The following is a 21,264-nucleotide window of genomic DNA, read 5'->3' on the forward strand; positions in this document are numbered from 1 at the left end:
TAACGGCCGACCAAACTTACTGGATCTTGGCCTTCGAGCGCAGGTTCTGTTCGAACGCCTGCACCTTTTCCTGCTGGATCTGCTGGACGATCTGCCCCTTGACCTGATCGAGCGGCGGCGGGGTGATGTTGCGGATGTCGTCGACACGAATGATGTGCCAGCCGAATTGCGTATGCACCGGCGTGTCCGTCATCTGGCCTTTTTGCAGCTTCTCGGCTGCGGCGGCAAATTCGGGCACGTAGGTGTGCGGATTCGCCCAGTCGAGGTCGCCGCCGTTCTTACCCGATCCCGGATCCTTCGAGAATTGCTTGGCCAGGTCTTCGAACTTCGCGCCGCCCTTGATCTTCGCGATCAAGTCTTTCGCTTGCTGCTCGTTGTCGACGAGGATGTGGTGCAAGTGATATTCCTTGCCGCCGGCTTGCTTGACGAGATCGTCGTAGCGCGCTTTCACTTCGGCATCGCTCGGCTTATTCTTCGCCGCGTAATCCTCGATGAGCGCATGCAGCACGACGCTTTGCTGAGCCACGGCCACTTGCGCCTTCACGTCGGGGCGATTCGGGATGCCCTCACGCACGGCTTCTTGCATGAGAATTTCGCGATTGACGAGTTCGTCGCGAACGGCTTGGTGCAGTTGGGGCGTATCTTGCTGGCCTTGCTTGACCAGTTGGCTCACCAGTGCGTCGGCCCGCGATTTCGGAATGGCCGTGCCGTTGACGACGGCGATGTTCTGTGCGAAAGCCGGGGCGGCAGCGAATGCAGCCAGCATCACCCAGAGACGGGTCTTTTTGTGGGTCATCGGAAGTTCCTAGCGTTCCTGTCGAAATGAATCGGTTCAGTCAGCGCGCCTCCGCCAAAAGAGGGGGGCGCTAGAGGTTCAACCCTGCGACGATACGAGTTTCACGCGCCGGGTAGCTGCGCAAATTCCTCGGGCGTGTAGGCCATGATCGCGAGCGCATGAATCCCGCGTTGCATAACGTCGGCCAGCGCATCATACACTAGCCGATGCCGCGCCACGCGGGGCTTGCCCGCGAATGCCGCGGCCACGATCGTCACCGTGTAATGCCCGCCCGCGGCCGCGCCGGCGTGGCCCGCGTGTTGTGCGCTATCGTCGCGCACGGCAACCGACTCCGGGGCGAGTGCCGCTTGGAGCCGGGCTTCGATAAACGCGATGCGCGCGTTCGGCGATGCATCGATGAATTCGGAGGGCGTGCTCATTGTTCCTCCTCCTTCATGTACTTCGCGAGCCAAAGGCTTTGGATGACGATGAATACGACCATCGCCCCCGTCGTACCGAACAGTTTGAAGTTGACCCACTGTGCCTCGGTAAAGTTGCCGACGACGTACAAATTAGCCACGCCGAGCGCGACGAAAAACAGCGCCCACGCGATGTTCAGCTTGTCCCAGACGGCGTGCGGCAAAGTGAGCTGCTTGCCCATCATCGATTCGATGACGTTTTTACGGAAGCCATAACGCGCGACGGTCAGGCCGACGGCGAACAGCCAATACAGCGCCGTTGGTTTCCATTGGATGAATTTCTGGTTGTGCAGCACAAGCGTGGCGCCGCCGAATACGACGATGACGCCCAAGCTGACCCACAGCATTGGATCGACCTTCCGATGGCGAAAGGCCACCCACGCGACCTGCACGAGCGTCGCCGCGATAGCGACGGCGGTGGCCGTGAAGATGCCCCAGAGCTTGAATGCTACGAAAAACAGAATGATCGGGAATAGGTCGAAAAGAAATTTCATGAAGGCCGAAGAGTCCGAAAGCGTCGATGGACGGGGCGCGCCCGGCGCCTAGCGCGCTCGTCGCCGCGCCGGTACGGCGCGGCAAAGGCAACTTGCGCGGGTTGCGCTACTTGGGCTCGAATTGTAGCGCAGCCGAATTGATGCAGTAGCGCAGCCCCGTCGGCGCCGGGCCGTCCTCGAATACGTGGCCGAGATGGGCGCCGCATTGGTTGCAACGCACCTCGATGCGCAGCATGCCGTGCGAGCGATCGGTTTTCTCCTCGATGACCTCGCCGTTGATCGGCTTGAAATAGCTGGGCCAGCCGCAGCCGGCATCGAACTTCGTCGACGATTCGAACAGCGGCGAGCCGCAACAGACGCACTCGTAGATACCGCCTTCCCAATGGTCCCAATAGCGGCCCGAAAACGGCCGTTCGGTCGCGGCGTGGCGCGTCACTTCGTATTCGATATCGGACAACTGCTCGCGCCAAGCGTTATCGCTTTTCTTGACCTCGTAGGTATCGCGCGAGGCGTCGGAGGAGTCGGTCAAAGCAGTTGGGCGTTCGTTCATGAGATGTGTCTCCGTTGGACGATGACGGCGCAGCTTGTGGCGCGCCGGGTAAGGGGCGTCGGCCGCGCGGCGCGATGATCGAGTGTCGCGATCGATGGCGCCGGGCGGCGCGGCCTATCGGTTAATACGTCGGCAAGGGGCGTTCGGATGCACGCCGCGACGCCGCACGATAAGGACAAGACAGCGTCGCGCCGGCCAGGTTCACGACGAGCAGCTCACTTCGAGCGAGCCGGCCCAGTCGGGCGGCAACGCGGCATAGGCCTCGTTCTCGGGCTGTTCGTCGAACGGGCGGCGCAGCACTGCGGCGAGCCGTTTCAGTTCGGAAAAATCCTTTTCCTTCGCTCGCCGTATGGCCGTTTCCGCGAGGTGATTGCGCAGCACGAACTTCGGATTGACGCGGTTCATCGCCTCGCGCCGTGTTGCGTCGTCGGCCTGCTCCAGCGCGAGCCGAGCGCGATAATCCGCCAGCCAGCCGTCGATCGCGGGCAAATCGAGGAAGAAATCGCGCACCGGAGCGTCCCCGCTCGCGTCGTGCTTCGATATCTGCGCGAGCCGCCGGAACGTCAACGTGAAGTCGGCGCGGCTCGCATGCATGAGCGCGAGCAACCGGTCCGCGAAAGCCGGATCGCCGTCGCGCTGACCGGTCAGACCGAGCTTGGCTTGAAAGCGACGCTCGAGCTCGGGCGCGAAGTGCTCTTTGAAGCGCTCAAGAACGGCTTGCGCATCGGCCACGGATCGCTCCGCACGCGCCGCTTCGTCATAGCGTTCGCCGACGAGCGGCAGCAGCGCTTGCGCGAGGCAAAAGCAGTTCCAGTAGGCGATCTGCGGCTGCATCCGATAGGCGTAGCGGCCTTGCGTATCGGAATGGTTGCAGATGTAGCCCGCATCGAATCCGTCGACGAAACCGTACGGACCGTAATCGATCGTGAGCCCGAGGATCGACATGTTGTCGGTGTTCATCACGCCGTGGCAAAAGCCGACGGCCTGCCATTGCGCCACGAGCAGGGCCGTGCGCTCGACCACGGCGGCAAGCAGCGCGAGAAACGGATCGTCGGCTTCGCGACAGTCGGGATAGAAGCGGTCGATGACATGCTCGGCCAACGCGCGCAGCTCATCGGGTCGATCGGCGGCGTAAAAGTGCTCGAAGTGACCGAAACGCACAAAGCTTTGAGCGACGCGCGTCACGACGGCAGCCGTCTCGATTTCCTCGCGGCGCACCGGCAGGTCGGAGCCGACGATCGATAAGGCGCGCGTCGTCGGAATGCCGAGATGATGCATCGCCTCGGAGCAGAGGAATTCGCGGATGGACGAGCGCAACACGGCGCGGCCGTCGCCCATGCGCGAGTAGGGCGTGCGTCCGCTGCCTTTCAGTTGAAGCTCGAAGCGTTTGCCCTCGTGCTCGAGTTCGCCGAGCGAGAGCGCGCGGCCATCGCCGAGCTGGCCTGCCCAGACGCCGAACTGATGGCCCGAGTAGACGGACGCGTACGGCAACGCTTCGCTCGGCCATTCGCGCGAGGCGTTGCCGGCGAATAGGTCGGCGAAACGCGGCTCCGACGCGATCGCGGGATCGAGCCCCAACATGCAAGCGACCTCGCGGCTGACGCCCACGAGATAAGGGTCCGGCAACGGTGCAGCCGGCAGCCGAGTATGGAATGCGCTGCCCAGCGCGGCGAATGCGCCGGGGCGTCGAGTCGATAACGCGTCGGTCAACGACGAAATGCTTGCCGACGGCTCGGCAACGCCTGGGGAAAACGACATATTGAGGGCCTCTGGGTTACCCGATATTGTAAGTCGCCGCTTCGCGGCGTGCTGAGCACGGCTCAGACGGCGCGAACGCACGACAAATCAAGCTTGACGGGCCCTAACCGTACGACCGCGCAAGGAGACCGCTACATGCCAATGCCGTTGCTGGGCCAGATGATGGATGTACCGTTGAACGTATCGACGTTGCTGACGCATGCGGCGCGCTACGCCGCCGAGACCGAGATCGTGTCGCGGCGCATCGAAGGCGATATTCACCGCTATACCTACCGGGACTGCGAGCGTCGTGCGAAGCAACTCGCGCAAGCGTTGATCCGCCTGGGCGTGGCGCAAGGCGACCGAATCGGCACGCTTGCCTGGAACGGCTACCGACACCTCGAGGCCTACTACGGCACGACCGGATTCGGCGCGGTTTGCCACACGATCAATCCGAGGCTTTTTCCCGAGCAGATCGCCTATATCGTCAATCACGCCGACGACCGCTACGTGCTCTTCGATACGACGTTCGCGCCGCTCGTCGCCGCGCTCGCGCCGCATTGCCCGAAGGTCAAAGCCTGGATCGCTTTGGCCGACGACGCCCACGTGCCGGCGCTCGACGCGCCGCTGCTCGGGTATGAGTCGCTCGTGAATGCCGAAGACGGCGACTTCGAATGGCCCGTGCTCGACGAACGGCTTGCGTCGTACCTTTGCTACACGTCGGGTACCACGGGGCATCCGAAGGGCGCGCTTTATTCGCATCGATCGGTCTATCTCCATGCCATGGGCGCCGCGTTGCCCGATGCCATGGCCTTGTCGGCGCGCGACTCGGTACTACCCGTCGTGCCGATGTTTCATGTGAACGCATGGGGTATCCCGCACGCGGCGCCGCTCACGGGTGCCAAGCTCGTGCTGCCCGGCAAAGATCTCGACGGCAAGTCGCTGTTCGAACTGATGGAGGCCGAGCGCGTGACGTTTTCCGCGGGCGTGCCGACGGTTTGGATGAGTTTGCTCGCGCATGTGAAGTCGATCGGTGGGCGCTTTTCGTCGCTTGCGCGCACCGTCATCGGCGGCTCGTGCTGCCCGCCGTCGATGCTCGAGACGTTCGAGGACGAGTACGGCGTGCGTGTCATCCACGCGTGGGGGATGACAGAAATGTCGCCGCTCGGGACGCTCGGGCGATTGAATTGGGAACAATCGCAGCGCCCGCTGGCGGAGCAGCGGCGCCTATTGCAAAAGCAGGGCACGGTGATTTGCGGGGTCGACATGAAGATCGTCGGCCCCGACGGACACGAGTTGCCCCGCGACGGCGTGGCATTCGGAGATCTCCACGTGCGCGGCCCGTGGGTCATCGACCATTACTTCTCGAGCGGCGACGCGCCGAACGAGCCTTCTCCGCTCGTGGACGGCTGGTTTCCGACCGGCGATGTCGCGACGATCGATCCGGATGGCTTCCTTCAGATCACCGATCGCAGCAAAGACGTCATCAAATCGGGCGGCGAATGGATCAGTTCGAGCGAACTCGAGAACGTCGCCGTCGCGCATCCGGACGTGGCGGAAGCCGCATGCATCGCTTGCCGTCATCCGAAGTGGGACGAACGGCCGGTACTCGTGGTCGTCAAACGCCCCGGCGCCACCGTGACGCGCGAGGCGCTGCTCGCCTTCTACGAGGGCAAAGTGGCCAAATGGTGGGTTCCTGACGACGTCGTATTCGTTGCCGAACTGCCGCATACGGCAACCGGCAAGCTGCTCAAGTTGAAGCTGCGGGAGATGTTCCGCGATCACGTGCTGCCGACGTCGGGCGCGGCATCGGCTTGACGCGCACTGTCCGCCGCGAGTTCATCGCGCTTGCGGATCGGATAGGGATGGACGAGCACGAGGTTCGCTGCCGACGGTAGGATCGTGATCCACCTGACTTGGGCTCGCATCTCGGCGTCGTCCTCGCGGATGCATTGAGCCGCGCGAATTCCGCCCCACAATTGCAAGCACGGCGGACGGGGATCGTCGGGATGCGGCTCGTCCCAAGCGATCTCCATCGAATCGCCGGAGGGAAATTCGAAATAAACCGTCTCGGCTGCGAGCGGGGTCAACTCGCCGGACGCATCGCGGATATAGGCTTTGATTGGCTTCGAATCGGGCATGCCGAGGCTCCTACGGTGAACGATGATCCGACTATTTAACCTAATGCCGCAATGCGGCGGGCACTAGGACGCCGCCGCGCCTGCGCGCAGAGCAGTCTCATCAATTGGACGCCCCCGGATCAGAGCCGTCGCGATGCCGGCCCGTCTCGTTACGATCCATAAAATGCACGGTCGTTCGATTGTGTGTATTCTAGCTGGCATCCATAGGATAGGCGGCCCGCTCGGGGCGCCGCTCGACAGGGAGGCACATCGATGGCAGATCAGCAGATTCTGGAAAGCCGTGCGTTGGAGCATGCTCGAATGGCCGCACACGCGGCGCGCGAGATCGCGGACGTCCCGGCCGACACCCCCTTGCGAACCGTCGCGCGCGTCGCCGTGATCGGCGCCGGCACGATGGGTGGGGGCATCGCCATGAACTTCATCAATGCGGGCATCCCCGTCACCCTCGTCGAGACGAACGCGCAAGCGCTCGAGCGCGGCCTCGGAACGATCCGGCGCAACTACGACGTCTCCGTCAAACGGGGCAAATTGACCGAGGCCGAGCGCGACGGGCGCATGGCGCTGCTTGCGCCTACGCTCGCGTATGAGGCGATCGCCGATGCCGATCTCGTCATCGAGGCCGTATTCGAGGAAATGGGTGTCAAGGAAGCGGTGTTTCACGCGATCGATGCGCATGCCAAAACGGGCGCGATCCTCGCGTCGAACACGTCGACGCTCGACGTCAACCGCATTGCCGGCTTCACGAAGCGGCCGGCAGACGTCGTCGGCATGCACTTTTTCAGCCCCGCCAATGTCATGAAGCTGCTCGAGGTCGTGCGCGGTGAGGCGACATCGAAGGACGTTCTCGCCACGGTCATGCACGTGGCCGGGACGATCGGCAAAACGGCGGTCGTCTCGGGCGTATGCGACGGCTTCATCGGCAATCGGATGATCGAGCAATACTTTCGGCAAGCGTTGTTCATGCTCGAAGAGGGCGCGCTGCCCGAACAAATCGACGGGGCGATCGAGCGCTTCGGGTTTGCGATGGGGCCATTCAGGATGAGCGACTTGGCCGGCAACGACATCAGTTGGGCCATCCGCAAGCGCCGCTACCGCGAACTGCCGTCGATGCATTACCCGCGCGTGGCCGATCGCTTATGCGAGGCCGGCCGTTTCGGGCAAAAGACGGGCGCCGGCTGGTACGACTACGAAACCGGTCAACGCGAGCCGCGCGTCTCGAGCGTCGTCACCGAGATGATCGTCGAACACTCGGCCAGCATCGGCTGCGCGCGGCGAGCCATCGCCGATGAGGAGATCGTCGAACGCTTGGTCTATGCCCTCGTGAACGAAGGCGCGAAGATATTGGCGGAAGGGATCGCGTCGAAGTCATCCGATATCGACGTCGTTTATTTGAACGGTTATGGTTTTCCCGCTTCGCGCGGTGGGCCGATGTACTACGCCGACCATGTCGGGCTCGAGCACGTGGCGCAGGCGATTCGCCGATATGCGTCGCAGGTGAACGGGGACGGTTGGGAGATCGCGCCGCTGCTCGTCGACTTGGCTCGCTTGGGGCGGCGCTTTGGCTCCTAGCCTGCCCGGGCAGCGCGTAACGAAGGAGGGGTGAGCACCCATGAAAGGACCTGACGACGCACTGCTCGTAGTCGATGTGCAAAACGATTTCATGCCGGGCGGTGCGCTCGCGGTGCCGCATGGAGACGAGATCGTTCCGATCGCGAACCGCCTGGCCGCCGCGTTCGAACATGTCGTGCTGACGCAGGATTGGCACCCGCGCGATCATCGCTCGTTCGCCGCCAATCATGAAGGACGGCAGCCGTTCGAGACGGTGAGTTTGAGCTATGGCGAGCAAGTGCTGTGGCCCGTTCATTGCGTACAGGACACGCCGGGGGCCGCGTTGCACGACGGACTGCACATACCGCACGCCAGACTCGTGATCCGTAAGGGATACCGGCGCGACGTCGATAGTTACTCCGCGTTTGTCGAAGCCGACCGAACGACGCCGACAGGGCTCGCAGGCTACCTGCACGAGCATGGCGTAAAGCGTGTCTGGTGCTGCGGGCTCGCGACCGATTATTGCGTGGCATGGTCCGCGCTAGACGCACGAGCGGCCGGGTTCGACGTGATCGTGATCGAAGACGCTTGTAGGGCGATCGATATGGACGGATCGCTCGCGCGCGCCTGGCGGCAACTGGACGCCGCCGGCGTAGTGCGAATGCGTTCGGAGCAGGTCTTGGCCCAGCTATAGAGTAGGGCGGAGTACGGCGGCGGCAAATCGTGGGAGCTTGGCGGGCGCTTGACGGTCCAAGCGTACGATCGTCGCAGCGCGAGTGTGCGCCGCGACCCTTCGCTCATCGCCCCCACGAAAGGATGCATGCCATGAACTACTACACCGAGCACCGCTACCTCGAGCCGCGCGATCTTACTCCTGCGAGAACCCCCGAGCGTTACGCCGCCGTGGTCGGGACGGCCGCGCTTTCGACCGAACACGAGATTACCGGCCGCGACGGCGAGCACTGGCAGTTCTATGTCGATACGGGCAACGGCGTTCGCTACCAAGTAGACGTGAATATCCAATCGAGCGACGGCGAAGCGACCGAAATGTATGTCGGCGCGGAGAATTTGGATCCCACCGGCGTCACGCCCGACGAGCCCTTCGGCTCGCCGCAATACGGCGTGTTCGCCGCTTCGCTGAGCTATGCGGCAATCGGCCTTGCCGACGCCATGTTCGAGCCTGCCGATTCCCTGCGCATTCGCCAGCAACTCGAAGCCGCGCTCGCGCAGTCGACCTTCGTCGCCGTCTACGGGTTCGTCTTCGACGATGGCGGTCCGCGCGGCAAAGGCATTCACGACACGCATCTGAACGTGCAGCACGCCGATGAGGACGGCGCACTCGCAGTCTATGGCAAAGACGCGAACGGGCAGCCGCAGCGCACATGGTTCTTCTTCAAATTCGCCGAAGATCATATCGCGGCCCGGTAAGTCGGTCCCGTTTCAGTGTCTACGCGTGAGCTCGATCACGCGCGCTTCTCTCATTAACATTCGGTAACAACACTGGCGTCTCTCGAGATTTTCGAGACGATTACAGTTTCCCGCTCGATCCGCGGCGCCATAGCGTGATGCATGGCGCCGCGGCATGTCACTACCGCCAGCCGGCGCTGCAAAGGCTGCCGGTGCGATGTTCGCCGCATACCGCGGCGCCATGATCAACGCATGCCCAAACTCCGAGATCGCCGGCTTGTAGCCGGTGCGAGCGCGCTCGCCGTGCTCGTCCTTACCGTTGCCGGCTACCGGCACCTCACGGCCAAAGACGCGCCGTCTTATCTCACCGCACGCGTCGAGCGGGCCGATCTCGAGGACGCCGTCCTGGCGGTCGGTACGCTTTCCGCACATCGCCAAGTCGATGTCGGCGCGCAAGTGTCGGGGCAACTGAAGTCGCTGAAGGTGGGGCTTGGCGACCAGGTGCGAGAAGGGCAATGGCTCGCCGAGATCGATCCCACATTGCTCGAACATGCGCTCAAACAAGCGCAAGCCGAAGAGCGTTCGCTGCTTGCGCAGCGCGCGGCGACCGAGGCGCGCCTGCGCCAAGCCGCGCTCGCTGCCGCGCGCGAGCGAGCGCTTTGGGCACGCGAGGCCACCTCCCGGGAAGCGCTCGAACGCGCCGACGCACAGTGGGACGTCGAACGGGCCAATCGGGAAGAACTCGATGCGCGGTGCAAAGCCGCGCGCATCGAAGTGGATAAGGCGAGGGCCAACGCGAGCTATACGCGAATCGTCGCGCCGATGTCGGGTGAGGTCGTGGCTATCGTGACGCGCCAGGGGCAAACGGTCATCGCGGAGCAGCAAGCCCCGGTCATTATGAAGCTCGCGGATCTCGACACGATGACGGTCAAGGCGCAGGTATCGGAAGCCGATGTGCTGCGCGTCGCCCCGAACGATCGCGTCCACTTCACGGTGCTTGGCGATCCCGACACGCGTTACGAAGGCAAGGTCCGGGCAATCGAACCGGCGCCGCAGGATTTCGCCGAGCCGCCGGGCCAGGGAAGCGCATCGACAGGCGGTCCGTCGCGCGGCGGCGCGGCGGTCTTTTACAACGCGCTGTTCGAAGTCCCCAATCCCGCGCATCGATTGCGCATTTCGATGACGGCTCAAGTCTCGATCGTGCAGGGGACGGCGAAGGGCGCGCTTGCCGTGCCGGTGTCCGCGTTGGGCGCGAAGGCCGCCGACGGCGCGATCGCCATTCGCGTGCTAGCCGATGACGGCCGGCTGCAAACGCGCCAAGTGCGCATAGGGATGAACAATCAAGTCAAAGCGCAGGTGCTCGAGGGACTGCGCGAGGGCGAGCGCGTCGTCGTCGGCGAAGCGGCGCCCGACGACGCGGCGAGCCATGCCGGCGAAGCGGGTTGAGCGATGACCGAACCGCTTCTGACACTCGACGGCGCGGCTCGTCGCTATCGCTTGGGCGACAAGGAGATCGACGTCTTACGCGGCATCGATCTCACGATCGACGCCGGGGAATTCGTGGCGATCATGGGGGCGTCGGGCTCGGGCAAGTCGACGCTCATGAACTTGCTTGGGTGCCTCGATCGTCCGAGCGTGGGCCGATACTGCGTCGGTGGGGTCGACGTCCGCGAGCTGGAGCCGGACGCGCTTGCGCGGTTGCGGCGAGAGCGCTTCGGTTTCGTCTTTCAGCGGTACAACTTGATGCCGCATCTAACGGCGGCCGACAACGTTCAGGTTCCGTCCGTCTACGCCGGCGTCGCGCGAGCGGCGCGGGTTTCGCGATCCCAGGCATTGCTCGAGCAACTGGGTTTGAGCGAACGCGCGGGGCACTATCCGAACCAGCTTTCAGGCGGTCAGCAGCAGCGGATCAGCATCGCGCGTGCATTGATGAACGATCCCGATGTCATTCTGGCCGACGAACCGACAGGTGCACTCGACAGCCGCAGCGGCGCCGAAGTGATGCGTATTCTGTGCGAGCTACATGCGGCAGGCCGCACGGTAGTACTCGTCACGCACGACGAACACGTGGCCGCGTACGCGCACCGGATCGTCGAAATGCGTGACGGCGCGATCGTCAGCGATCGGCGACGCGATAATGTAATGCCGGCTCGGGCGGCGCCGAAACGGGTAGGCGCCTTGCCGACCTTCAAGGCGGATGCCGCCCCGATCTGCGGTCTTCGGGCCATATCGGCTCGTATCGTTCAGGCCCTCGCCATTGCTTGGGCGGCGCTCTTGGCGCATCGGCTGCGCACCATGCTGACGATGCTCGGCATCGTCATCGGCATCATGGCGGTCGTGTCGATCGTCGCCGTCGGCGAAGGCGCGAAACGCTACATGCTCGACGAAATCGCCGCGATGGGGACCAATACGATTGAAATCTACCCGGGACGCGATTGGGGCGACAGCGAGGCCGGTCAAATCAAAACGCTCGTCGCCGCCGATGCGCACGCACTCGGCAACGAGCCTTACGTCGATAGCGTCACGCCGGGTGTTAGCCGATCCGCGACGGTGCGGCACGGCAACGTCGACGTCCAGGCGACGGTCAGCGGTGTGGGCGAGCATTTCTTTCACGTGCGCGGTTTGACGCTGGCCGAAGGCGCCTCGTTCGATGCGGAGGCGGTGCGGCGCAATACCCAGGTCGCCGTAATCGATGCGAACGCGCGCCGCAAACTGTTCGGTGCGCAGGCCGAGGCCGTCGGGAAAACGATACTCGTCGGCAACGTGCCGTGCGTCGTCATCGGCGTGGCGGCCGACAAAGGTTCGGCCTGGGGCGGCGGCGCGAGCGAGCTAACGATTTGGGCGCCTTACACCACGGTCGGTGCACGGCTCGTGGGCGGGCGCAGGCTCGACGCTGTTACCGTGCGGATCAAGGCGGGCCAGCCGAGCGAAGCGGCGGAACGCGGCATCGCCGAGTTGCTGACTCGCCGCCACGGTCGCAAGGACTTCTTCACGTACAACATGGACAGCGTCGTCAAAACGGTTCGCTCGACCGGGCGGACGCTCACGCTGTTGCTTTCGCTGATCGCGGTCGTGTCGCTCGTGGTCGGAGGAATCGGGGTGATGAACATCATGCTCGTGTCGGTAACCGAGCGCACGCGTGAGATCGGTATCCGGATGGCGGTTGGCGCGCGGCCCGGCGATGTGATGCTGCAATTTCTCGTGGAAGCCGTGCTTGTCTGCCTGATGGGCGGAGCGATCGGTATCGCGTTGTCATTCGGCGCCGGCGCTGTGTTTTCGGCATTCGTCACGCAATGGAGCATGGTCTTCTCGACGGGATCGCTCATTTCCGCCGTCGCATGCGCCACGGCGATCGGCGTCGCATTCGGTTTTATCCCTGCTCGAAACGCTGCGCGGCTCGATCCCGTGCAAGCGCTGGCACGCGATTGAATCGGAGGTTCCTTGCAATCATTCAAACGTTTGTCGGGCTTAACCGCGGTGGCCACAACGACCGCGCTGACCATGCTATGGCTCTCGGGCTGCGCATCCTCGGAGCACCGCCCGGAACTGGCTTGGCCGGCACTGCCGGCGAGCTGGTCCGCCGCGTCGGCCGAAACCCAGCCGGCACACGACGCAGCGTCGCCCGAACGTTGGTGGGCGCGTTTCGGCGATACCGTTTTAGACGAACTCGTCGAGACGGCACTGGCCAACAATGCGGATCTCGCGATCGCTGCGATTCGCGTTCGCCGAGCGCAACTCGAGGCGGGACTCGTCCGCGCTGAGACCGGGCCGCAAGGCGCGCTGGCGGCCGGCGTCGGCGCGACGAGGGCGTTCGGTGCCGATCGTGCTCGCGTGTCGACCGGCGTCAACGCGGCGCTCTCTTTCGAGCTCGACTTGTGGGGGAAACTGGCCGCGCGGCGCGACGAAGCGAGCTGGCGCGCGCAGGCGAGCGAAGCGGATCGCGATGTCGCCGCCTTACTATTGATCGGCACGACTGCGAAGCTATATTGGGGCATCGGCTATCTGAACGAATCGATTGCGCTCGATCAGGCTTCCATTGTCGATGCGCAGCGGACGGTCGAGATCGTCGAGGCGCGTGTCGCCGCGGGCGCCGCATCGCCGCTCGACGCGGCGCAAGCACGGGGGCAGCTTGCCGCGCGGCGAGCGGATTTTGCGCAAACCACGATGGCGCGAGAGGCGAAACGAAACGCGTTGGCGCTACTTCTGAACCGGCCGCCGAACGAGCGTGGCGCGGAGCCGGCGAGCTTGCGCGATGCGGCGATACCCGGCGTCGCGGCCAGCTTGCCGGCCGTCGTACTGGCCAGGCGGCCCGACATGCGAGCCGCCGAAGCGCGTTTGCGGGCGCAACTGGCCAACGTCGATTTCGCGCGAGCGTCCATTTATCCGGAGATCACGCTGACCAGCGAGATGGGTACGAGCAGCGACATGCTGCTGCGCACCTTGCAAAATCCGGTTGCCTCGCTCGGCGCAGCGCTGGCGTTGCCGTTCATACAATGGAATACCGTGCGTCGGAAGGCCGCATTGTCGGAAAACGAGTTTGCCGAGGCCTCGATCGCATTTCGTAAAGGGCTCTACGGTGCGCTAGCGGAAGTGGAGGACGCACTGTCGGCTAAGACCCAACTCGAGCGTCAAGCGGAACAACGCACGCATGCGTTCGAGGAGGCAAAGCTTGCCGTCTCCGTGGCCCGGACACGCTTCGACTTAGGCACGACCGATGCGGCGCCATGGCTCGAGGCGCAGCGTGTTCAGCGTTCGGCCGAGCTGGACCGGACGGCGAATCGACTGGCCCGCCTGGAAAATCGAATCGATTTGTTTCTCGCGCTCGGAGGGGGCTGATAGAGGGCATAGCCGTTCGGAGAACTGGCTAGTTCGGGGGAAGCGAGTATCATCCGTCGCTGTCGGTCAAATCAATCGCCATCCAAGCGTCGAGGAGTTAAGCAAAGTGATTCGTCACATCGTCATGTGGAAGTTGAAGGACAATGCGCTGGGCGCGAGCCGTGCCGAAAACGCGGCGAAGCTGAAGGAACGCTTGGACGGTTGCCGCGATATCGTACCGGGCATCTTGCGTATCGAAGTCGGTCTTGCCACGCCGGGGCTCGACTCGACCTATGATGTCGTGCTGATTTCCGATTTCGCGGATAAAGCAGCGCTCGATGCGTACCAAGTCCATCCCAAGCATGAAGCCATCAAGGAGTTCGTGGTGGCCGTACGTGAGTCGCGCGAATGCGTCGACTTCGAAGTTTGACGGCTGCGCAACCGCGCTGAACGAAGCGAAGGCATGATGTCGGAGCGAGAAAAATCGCAAGCCGCGCAACCCGTTCAGGGCGCGCAGGACCGAACGATCGAAAGCCCATTCGTCGATCACCTTGGCGTTCGTCTGATCGCCGCGGCGAACGGTGAAAGCGAGGTCGCGCTTACGTTGAGCGACGCGCAAATGAACACGTGGAATGTGGCGCACGGCGGCGTGACGATGACGCTTGCCGACGTTGCGCTCGCCACCGCGGCACGCAGCTTGACCGAAGACGGCGTCGGTGTCGTGACCGTCGAAATGAAAGTCAACTTCATGCAACCGGGTCGCGGCGAGTTGCGCGCCTATGGCCGCGTCCTGCACCGTTCGAGCACTATGGCGTACTGCGAAGGCGAGGTCCGCGACGATAGCGGAAACTTCGTCGCCAAGGCGCTCGGCACGTTCAAGTACATGCGGCGGCTCGCGGTTGGCCGCGAAGTCGTCGAGCAAAGAAGGCGCCGGCCGCCCGGCACCCAGCCCGGTCCGAGCGACGGCTGATCGCTCGGGGCTCTGCGTTTTCGTCGCCGTTTTCCCGCCCATTCGCGAATCGGAGAGAAAAATCGCCATGACCCAAATGAATCGCCGCATCGTGCTGGCCTCGCGCCCGCAAACAGCCGTTTCCCCCGATAACTTCCGGCTCGAGCAAACGCCGCTCGCGACGTTGGGCGACGGCCAGTTTCGTGTCCGCAATCACTACTTGTCTATCGATCCGTATATGCGCGGCCGGATGAACGACGCCAAGTCGTACGCCGAGCCGCTTGCGATCGGAGATGTCATGATCGGGGCCACCGTGGGCGAGGTCGTCGAATCGAAGCATCCGAGCTTCGTCGTGGGCGACAAAGTAACGGGCATGTTCGGTTGGCAAGATTACGATACGTCCGACGGCGTGGGCGTGCGCAAGGTCGACGATGCGCTCGTGCCGCTCACGGCATATTTGGGCGTAGCCGGTATGCCGGGCGTGACGGCTTGGTACGGGTTGAACAAGATTATCGCGCCGCAGTCCGGCCAAACGATCGTCGTCAGCGCGGCCAGCGGAGCCGTCGGCAGTGTCGTCGGGCAGTTGGCCAAGCTGGCGGGATGCCGGGCGGTCGGCATCGCGGGCGGCGAACAGAAGTGCCGCTATGTCGTTGAAGAACTCGGTTTCGATGCCTGCGTCGACTATAAAGCGGGCAACTTATACCCGGCTCTGAAGGCGGCAACGCCTGACGGTGTGGACGGCTATTTCGAAAACGTCGGCGGGGAAAGCTTCGATGCGACGCTCTCGCGGATGAATCCGTTCGGCCGTATCGCGCTATGCGGCATGATCGCGGGCTACGACGGGCAACCGGTCCCGCTCAAACAACCGTCGATCATTTTGACGATGCGTTTGCTCGTGCAGGGCTTCATCGTCACCGAGCACCTCGACGTCTGGCCCGAAGCGCTAGGCGCGCTGACTCGCCTCGTCGCCCAAAAGAAACTGAAATTCCGCGAGTGCGTCGCCGATGGCCTCGAGCGTGCGCCCGAGGCATTGATAGGCTTGCTGCACGGCCAGAACTTCGGCAAGCAATTAGTGAAGATCGCCTAACGATTGGATCGGCTTGGCGCGGGCGGCCGTATCCAAGTTAAGGAGGAGGCATGGAACAATTCGACGGCAAGGTCGCCGTCATAACCGGCGCCGCGAGCGGGTTCGGCCGCGCATTCGCGCAAAAGGGCGCAGAACTCGGAATGAAGCTCGTGTTGGCCGATATCGACGGCGATGCGCTTGGGGATGTCGTAGAGTCGCTTACCGCAGTGGGAGCGGACGCGATCGCGGTGCCGACCGACGTCTCCGACGGTGCGGCCGTCGAAGCGTTGGCGCAACGTACGCTCGATGCCTACGGCAAAGTGCATCTGCTGTTCAACAATGCCGGTGTGGGCACGAGCGGCTTTATTTGGGAGATGAGCGCGAACGATTGGTCGTGGGTGTTCGGCGTCAACGTGATGGGCGTCGCTCATGGCGTGCGCGTCTTTACGCCGATTATGCTGAACCAAGACGAGCCCGCTCATATCGTCAATACGGCGTCGGTCGCTGGCCTCGTATCGCCGCCGGCGATGGGAATCTACAACGCGTCCAAGCATGCTGTGGTCGCGCTGACGGAAACGCTCTATCACGATCTTCGCCGCACAGGCGCAAAGGTCGGATGCTCGCTGCTGTGTCCGGCGTTCGTGCCCACCGGCATCGCGCAAGCCGAGCGCTCGAGACCCGCGCGCTGGCGCAACGAAGCGCCGCCGTCGGCGTCGCAGGTGCTCGCGAGCAAGGAGATTCGCAAAGCCGTACGTTCGGGCCGGCTCGCCGCGACCGATATCGCCGAGGCGACGTTCGATGCGGTGCGCTCGGATCGGTTCTATGTCATCACGCACCCGGCGATCATGGCAAGCGTCCGGACTCGCCACGAGGATATCGAGCAGATGCGGGCCCCGAGCGATCCTTCGCTCCGCCCCGACGGCAGTGTCTGAGACGTTTGACTCGTTAGATACCGGCGCGACACGCGCCGGGCTCGATATATACAAGGAGATTTCGATGCAGGATTTAACGCTTCGGGCGGGCGATTGGCATGGGCTCGGCAAAGACGCCGCATGTGTGCGCGAGGCCGTGTTCGTGCGCGAGTTGGGCATCGAGGCCCCGTTGATATCGGACGAAGCCGATCTTGCCGCGGTGCATGTGGTTGCCTATCGGGAGGGCGATGCCATCGCGGCGGCTCGTTTGCTGCCCGATGGAGCGATCGGGCGGCTCGCGGTCCTGCCACACGAGCGCAGCGCCGGAGTAGGGTCGAAGATCCTCGAAGCGCTACTGGTTTGTGCGACCGAGCGTGGCGACGAATGCGTACGGCTCTACGCGCAGCGCGATGCGGTTCCATTTTACCTCCGGCATCGGTTTTCGACGGTGGGCGAGCCGTTCTACGAGGCCGGCGTCGAGCATATCGAAATGGTTCGACAGTTGGGAAAATGAGCGATTAGCTAGCGGCCCGTGGCCGACAATGTCGACGCCGCATCGAGGGTCGTGGGCAGACGGAGTACTTCGAGCATTGCGCCGATAGGCGAGTAGCGCTCGCTAGACGGGCTGCCCGGAGATCGCGAAGTCGAATGCGAAGCGGCGTTCGTAGGAGCCCGGGCGTACGATCCGGTGCGAGCCGTCGTCGTCGCTGCGCTCCGCCATATCCGCGCCGAGTACCGTGTCGCGCGTAAAGACACGTAACGCCGTTGTGCCGCGTGTGCCGTAATCGGGCGTTTCGATGAAGGCGGCCGATAGTGCGCGCTCGCGTTCGAGACTGATCCCGGTCGATGGCAGGGCTTCGTCGGCGGCGACACGGGGATCGCGCATCAGCTCGATGAGCGTATCGAGTCCCGGGGCATCGTCACCGTCGACCAGCGCGCCAAGCTCGGCCCGCTTACGGACGAGCTTAGGCCAAGGGGTGTCGAGCACGGCGTTCGAGATGCCGTGTACGCCCGCCGGCAAGAGGCAAGGGGCCGTGTCGGCGCGATTGCAGTACCAGCCGAGTTCGCGCCGCGCGAAGTCGCCGACGATCACATTGAAGCCGTTATACGCCGCGCCTCGCTTCGCAATGTCGTCCAGATAATCGAGCGGCGCACGGTGCGGCCCCGTCAGGTAATCGGCGACGAGCGCACCGCGCGTGGGCGCGTCGGTGCGGAAGGCACGCGGGTCGCGATGATTCGTTAGCGCGGCGAAGCGTCCGTCGCGCGAGAGCCCGAGCCAAGTGCCCGCGCCCACTAGGTCGCGTCCGGCCAGTACGCTTGGGGCGTCGTCCCACCAATCGAGGGGCGCGCTGGCACGCGCGAAAAACTCGTCGCGATTGGCGGTAAGCGTGAGGAGGGCGCCAGTCTCGGCGTTAGGACGCCAATCGAATACGATCAAGCACATGGGTAGGTAGGGGCGAAGGTGACGTTGGCCGGAGGATTGAGGGTAAGTCGGCCCTGATTCGACGCCCGAATGCCGCAGTGCCGCGCGAGCGGTCGGCCCACCGGCGAGCGATACTTTCGTCCGCTCAACGCCCCCGGTGAGCCGAATTGGCCGCCGATACGCTCAGACTTCGCTCGGCAACGCATACGGCAGCGGTTGGAACGCGAGCTGCGGTCCGTCGGCCGAGCCAACGTGGACGCTTCCACCTTCTAGTGCAGCCAGCTTGATTTCGGCCAGCACATCGAACCCGCCCTTAGGCGACGTGGCCGCGTTCACGATCATGCCGCACGGTTGCCCCGGATCATCGGAATGGAACAGCTCCGTACCGGGATTCACCGACTTGTCCGCAGCCTCGGCCGTGCCGCCGGCCACACTCGCGAGCGTCATGCGCCGCTTGATCGTCCCGCGATATTGACTGCGCGCGACGACCTCTTGCCCAGGGTAGCAGCCCTTGCGGAAGTTGATGGCCTCCAGCACATCGAAGTTGACCATCTGCGGCACGAACTGCTCGACCACACCCTGCGTAATGCGGGGCTCGCCGGCGTGAATGTCAAGCCAGTCCCAGACCCCGGGCGAAACCCGCGTGAGTTCGGCGTCGAGCCCGGCTAACCGCTCCTGAACGAGCGCCTTCGGTCCGATCCAAAGGTATCGTGGCCGGGAAGCGGCATCGGGTACCCGAATGAGCGACCCGGCGGGCCCGGCAACATGCACGTGCACGCCGTCCGGCAACGCGTCGAACAACTTGGCGAGCGGCGCGCGTACGTCGCCGGCAAAGCCAACTACCGCAACGGAATCGCTCGCGTCGGCAAGCTTCGCCTTCGCGCGCAGCACGAACATCGACAGCCGCTTTTGCACGGGCGCGGTCAACTCCTTCGAGACCAGCAGGCGGATCGTGTCGGCCGCGCGCCAAATCAGCATCGAGGCCAGCAGCCGCCCCTTGGGCGAGCAGTAGCCGGCCAGGCGCGCGCTCGCGGCGTCCAGATGCTGAACGTCGTTCGTGAGTTGGCCATGGAGAAAACTTGCCGCCTCGTCGCCTACCGCGTCGATCACGCCGAACTGATCGAGCGGCATGAAGGCGCCGTGCGACAGGACCGCTTCGAACTCGGCGGCAGCGGGGTGCGACGGTGCCTGGGACGGGCCGGCACAGGGGGACACGGGAGCGTTCTGATCGTTCATGGAATTCGTGACTAGTCAATCCTGACTTCGGCTTAGGCGAACAAGTATTATATGGGGTCCTCCCTAGCCTTGTTTCGCATGACCTTGCTGAAGAAATGCCTCGCCTTCGGGGTAGTCGTTGCCGTTTTGCTTAGCCTGCTTGCCGCCGTGGGCGGCTACTACTGGGCCACCCGTCCGCTGGCGCTGCCGGCCGCCACAGTCGACGTGACGATTCAACCCCGCAGCACCGTGCGCGGTGTCGCGGCGCAATTGAATCGCGGCGGCATCCCGGTGGAGCCGCAGCCGTTCGTCATCATGACGCGGCTGCTGGGTCTGGAAAGCCGTCTAAAGTCGGGCAATTACGAGTTCCGCACCGGGGTCACCCCGTACGTCGTCCTGCAAAAGCTGGCGCTGGGCGACGTGAACGAATCGGTCGTCACGGTCATCGAGGGCTGGACGTTCAAGCACATGCGAGCCGAGTTCGACGCCAATCCGGCGCTCAAGCACGATACCGCGGGAATGAACGACGCACAGTTGCTGGCCGCTATCGGCGCCAGCGATTCGCCTGAGACAAGCGCCGAGGGCTTGTTTTTCCCCGACACCTACTTGTTCGACAAAGGAACGAGCGACGTGAACGTCTACCGGCGGGCCTATAAGCTGATGCAACAGCGCTTGACCGCCGCTTGGGCTGCCCGGGCGCCGGGCCTGCCGTACCGCACGCCCTATGAGGCGCTGACGGTGGCCTCGCTCATCGAAAAAGAAACCGGCAAGGCGAGCGATCGTCCGCTCGTATCGGCGGTCTTTGCCAACCGGTTGCGCATCGGCATGCCGTTACAGACAGACCCGGCCGTCATTTACGGGTTGGGCGAGAGCTACGGCGGGCGCTTGAGCAAACGCGATTTGCAGCAAGATACGCCGTATAACACCTACACGCGCCGCGGTTTGCCGCCCACGCCGATCGCGCTACCCGGCGTGGCATCGCTGCAAGCGGCCCTGAATCCGGCGCCCACCGCCGCCCTTTATTTCGTTTCGCGCGGCGACGGTAGCAGTATCTTTTCAGACACGCTCGGCGCCCACAACCGCGCCGTCGACAAATACATCCGAGGACAGGAATAAATGGCGCGAGGCAAGTTCATCACGTTCGAAGGCATCGACGGAGCGGGCAAGACGACGCATTTGGCCTGGTTTCGGGAGCGCCTCGAGCAGAAGGTCGCCGCCGCGGGACGCGCCGTCGTCACGACGCGCGAGCCTGGCGGCACGCCGCTTGGCGAAGCATTGCGGGAGTTGCTGCTGCATGAGCGTATGGATCTCGAGACGGAGGCGCTGTTAATGTTCGCCGCGCGGCGCGAACATCTGGCGCAAGTCATCGAGCCGGCGCTCGCGCGCGGCGATTGGGTATTATCCGATCGCTTCACCGACGCCACCTTCGCCTACCAAGGGGGCGGGCGCGGCTTGCCGCGCGATAAGCTCGAGACGCTCGAACGGTGGGTTCAAGGGGGCTTTCAGCCCGACCTGACGGTCTTGTTCGACTTGCCGCCCGAAACCGCGAGCGAACGCCGCGGCGCTGTGCGCTCGCCCGACAAGTTCGAAAGCGAGACCGAGGCGTTTTTCGCCCGTACGCGCGCGGAGTATCTACGCCGAGCGCAAGAGGCACCGTATCGTTTTACCGTCGTCGACGCGTCGCTGAGCATCGAGGAGATCCGCAAACAGCTCGGCGAGGTCATCGACGCGCTATGAGCGTTTCCGCAATCAGC

Annotated in this window: 21 protein-coding genes and 1 pseudogene; 14 read left to right on the forward strand and 8 right to left on the reverse strand. The window is 63.9% G+C overall.

Features of this window, described 5'->3' with window-relative positions; genetic code table 11:
- Nucleotides 1–16: 16 nt before the first annotated feature.
- From AB1286_RS01620 to AB1286_RS01640, 5 genes are all read right to left on the reverse strand, one after another.
- The gene (locus tag AB1286_RS01620) at nucleotides 17–796 is read right to left on the reverse strand and encodes a peptidylprolyl isomerase (RefSeq protein ID WP_430361619.1); all 780 of its coding nucleotides are present in this window, start codon (nucleotides 794–796) and stop codon (nucleotides 17–19) included.
- A gap of 101 nt (nucleotides 797–897) precedes the next feature.
- A complete protein-coding gene (locus AB1286_RS01625; RefSeq protein WP_430361620.1) occupies nucleotides 898–1,215 on the reverse strand; it encodes a BolA family protein in 318 nt (105 codons plus the stop codon).
- On the reverse strand, nucleotides 1,212–1,748 hold the full coding sequence (locus tag AB1286_RS01630) for a septation protein A (RefSeq protein WP_430361621.1): 537 nt from the start codon (nucleotides 1,746–1,748) through the stop codon (nucleotides 1,212–1,214). Before AB1286_RS01630 ends, AB1286_RS01625 begins: the two co-directional genes overlap by 4 nt.
- A 106-nt stretch (nucleotides 1,749–1,854) precedes the next feature.
- Nucleotides 1,855–2,298: a peptide-methionine (R)-S-oxide reductase MsrB gene (msrB, locus tag AB1286_RS01635; protein WP_430361622.1), complete on the reverse strand. Its 444-nt coding sequence runs from the start codon at nucleotides 2,296–2,298 to the stop codon at nucleotides 1,855–1,857.
- A 201-nt stretch (nucleotides 2,299–2,499) separates the two neighbouring features.
- A complete protein-coding gene (locus AB1286_RS01640; RefSeq protein WP_430361623.1) occupies nucleotides 2,500–4,056 on the reverse strand; it encodes a protein adenylyltransferase SelO in 1,557 nt (518 codons plus the stop codon).
- A 135-nt stretch (nucleotides 4,057–4,191) separates the two neighbouring features.
- Between AB1286_RS01640 and AB1286_RS01645 the strand changes: the two genes are divergently transcribed.
- A complete protein-coding gene (locus tag AB1286_RS01645; protein ID WP_430361624.1) occupies nucleotides 4,192–5,853 on the forward strand; it encodes a 3-(methylthio)propionyl-CoA ligase in 1,662 nt (553 codons plus the stop codon).
- Here the strand turns inward: AB1286_RS01645 and AB1286_RS01650 are convergent.
- Complete coding sequence (locus AB1286_RS01650) at nucleotides 5,817–6,176, reverse strand: hypothetical protein (protein WP_430361625.1); 360 nt, start codon at nucleotides 6,174–6,176, stop codon at nucleotides 5,817–5,819. The two genes, AB1286_RS01645 and AB1286_RS01650, sit on opposite strands and share 37 nt — an antisense overlap.
- 273 nt (nucleotides 6,177–6,449) lie before the next feature.
- Here AB1286_RS01650 and AB1286_RS01655 point away from each other — a divergent pair.
- From AB1286_RS01655 to AB1286_RS01705, 11 genes and pseudogenes are all read left to right on the forward strand, one after another.
- Nucleotides 6,450–7,745: pseudogene (locus AB1286_RS01655) on the forward strand (3-hydroxyacyl-CoA dehydrogenase NAD-binding domain-containing protein); the annotation flags it as partial.
- Nucleotides 7,746–7,785: 40 nt separating this feature from the next.
- On the forward strand, nucleotides 7,786–8,418 hold the full coding sequence (pncA, locus tag AB1286_RS01660; protein WP_430361626.1) for a bifunctional nicotinamidase/pyrazinamidase: 633 nt from the start codon (nucleotides 7,786–7,788) through the stop codon (nucleotides 8,416–8,418).
- A 131-nt stretch (nucleotides 8,419–8,549) separates the two neighbouring features.
- Nucleotides 8,550–9,152: a hypothetical protein gene (locus AB1286_RS01665; RefSeq protein ID WP_430361627.1), complete on the forward strand. Its 603-nt coding sequence runs from the start codon at nucleotides 8,550–8,552 to the stop codon at nucleotides 9,150–9,152.
- A gap of 231 nt (nucleotides 9,153–9,383) precedes the next feature.
- Nucleotides 9,384–10,577, forward strand: a complete 1,194-nt coding sequence (locus AB1286_RS01670; RefSeq protein ID WP_430361628.1) for an efflux RND transporter periplasmic adaptor subunit — start codon at nucleotides 9,384–9,386, stop codon at nucleotides 10,575–10,577.
- Nucleotides 10,578–10,580: 3 nt separating this feature from the next.
- On the forward strand, nucleotides 10,581–12,560 hold the full coding sequence (locus AB1286_RS01675) for a MacB family efflux pump subunit (protein ID WP_430361629.1): 1,980 nt from the start codon (nucleotides 10,581–10,583) through the stop codon (nucleotides 12,558–12,560).
- 12 nt (nucleotides 12,561–12,572) lie between these two features.
- On the forward strand, nucleotides 12,573–13,967 hold the full coding sequence (locus AB1286_RS01680) for an efflux transporter outer membrane subunit (protein ID WP_430361630.1): 1,395 nt from the start codon (nucleotides 12,573–12,575) through the stop codon (nucleotides 13,965–13,967).
- 106 nt (nucleotides 13,968–14,073) lie between these two features.
- On the forward strand, nucleotides 14,074–14,376 hold the full coding sequence (locus AB1286_RS01685) for a Dabb family protein (RefSeq protein ID WP_430361631.1): 303 nt from the start codon (nucleotides 14,074–14,076) through the stop codon (nucleotides 14,374–14,376).
- 36 nt (nucleotides 14,377–14,412) lie between these two features.
- A complete protein-coding gene (locus AB1286_RS01690; protein ID WP_430364956.1) occupies nucleotides 14,413–14,916 on the forward strand; it encodes a PaaI family thioesterase in 504 nt (167 codons plus the stop codon).
- Nucleotides 14,917–14,983: 67 nt separating this feature from the next.
- Nucleotides 14,984–15,982 (forward strand): NADP-dependent oxidoreductase, encoded by a 999-nt coding sequence (locus AB1286_RS01695; protein ID WP_430361632.1) that lies wholly within the window; start codon nucleotides 14,984–14,986, stop codon nucleotides 15,980–15,982.
- Nucleotides 15,983–16,032: 50 nt separating this feature from the next.
- Nucleotides 16,033–16,893, forward strand: a complete 861-nt coding sequence (locus AB1286_RS01700; RefSeq protein ID WP_430361633.1) for an SDR family oxidoreductase — start codon at nucleotides 16,033–16,035, stop codon at nucleotides 16,891–16,893.
- 64 nt (nucleotides 16,894–16,957) lie between these two features.
- Entirely contained in the window at nucleotides 16,958–17,386 is a 429-nt protein-coding gene (locus AB1286_RS01705; RefSeq protein ID WP_430361634.1) for a GNAT family N-acetyltransferase, read from the forward strand.
- Nucleotides 17,387–17,488: 102 nt separating this feature from the next.
- Here AB1286_RS01705 and AB1286_RS01710 read toward each other — a convergent pair whose 3' ends face one another.
- Nucleotides 17,489–18,316 (reverse strand): NRDE family protein, encoded by an 828-nt coding sequence (locus AB1286_RS01710; RefSeq protein WP_430361635.1) that lies wholly within the window; start codon nucleotides 18,314–18,316, stop codon nucleotides 17,489–17,491.
- Nucleotides 18,317–18,478: 162 nt separating this feature from the next.
- Nucleotides 18,479–19,531, reverse strand: coding sequence for a YgfZ/GcvT domain-containing protein (locus AB1286_RS01715; protein WP_430361636.1), 1,053 nt, complete (start codon nucleotides 19,529–19,531; stop codon nucleotides 18,479–18,481).
- A gap of 78 nt (nucleotides 19,532–19,609) precedes the next feature.
- On the opposite strand from AB1286_RS01715, the gene mltG reads away from it, so the two are divergent.
- Nucleotides 19,610–20,626: an endolytic transglycosylase MltG gene (mltG, locus tag AB1286_RS01720; protein ID WP_430364957.1), complete on the forward strand. Its 1,017-nt coding sequence runs from the start codon at nucleotides 19,610–19,612 to the stop codon at nucleotides 20,624–20,626.
- A complete protein-coding gene (gene tmk / locus AB1286_RS01725) occupies nucleotides 20,627–21,247 on the forward strand; it encodes a dTMP kinase (protein WP_430361637.1) in 621 nt (206 codons plus the stop codon).
- Nucleotides 21,248–21,264 lie beyond the last annotated feature (17 nt).

The sequence above is a fragment of the Trinickia sp. NRRL B-1857 genome (genome assembly GCF_050470685.1).
Classification (GTDB): Bacteria; Pseudomonadota; Gammaproteobacteria; order Burkholderiales; family Burkholderiaceae; genus Trinickia.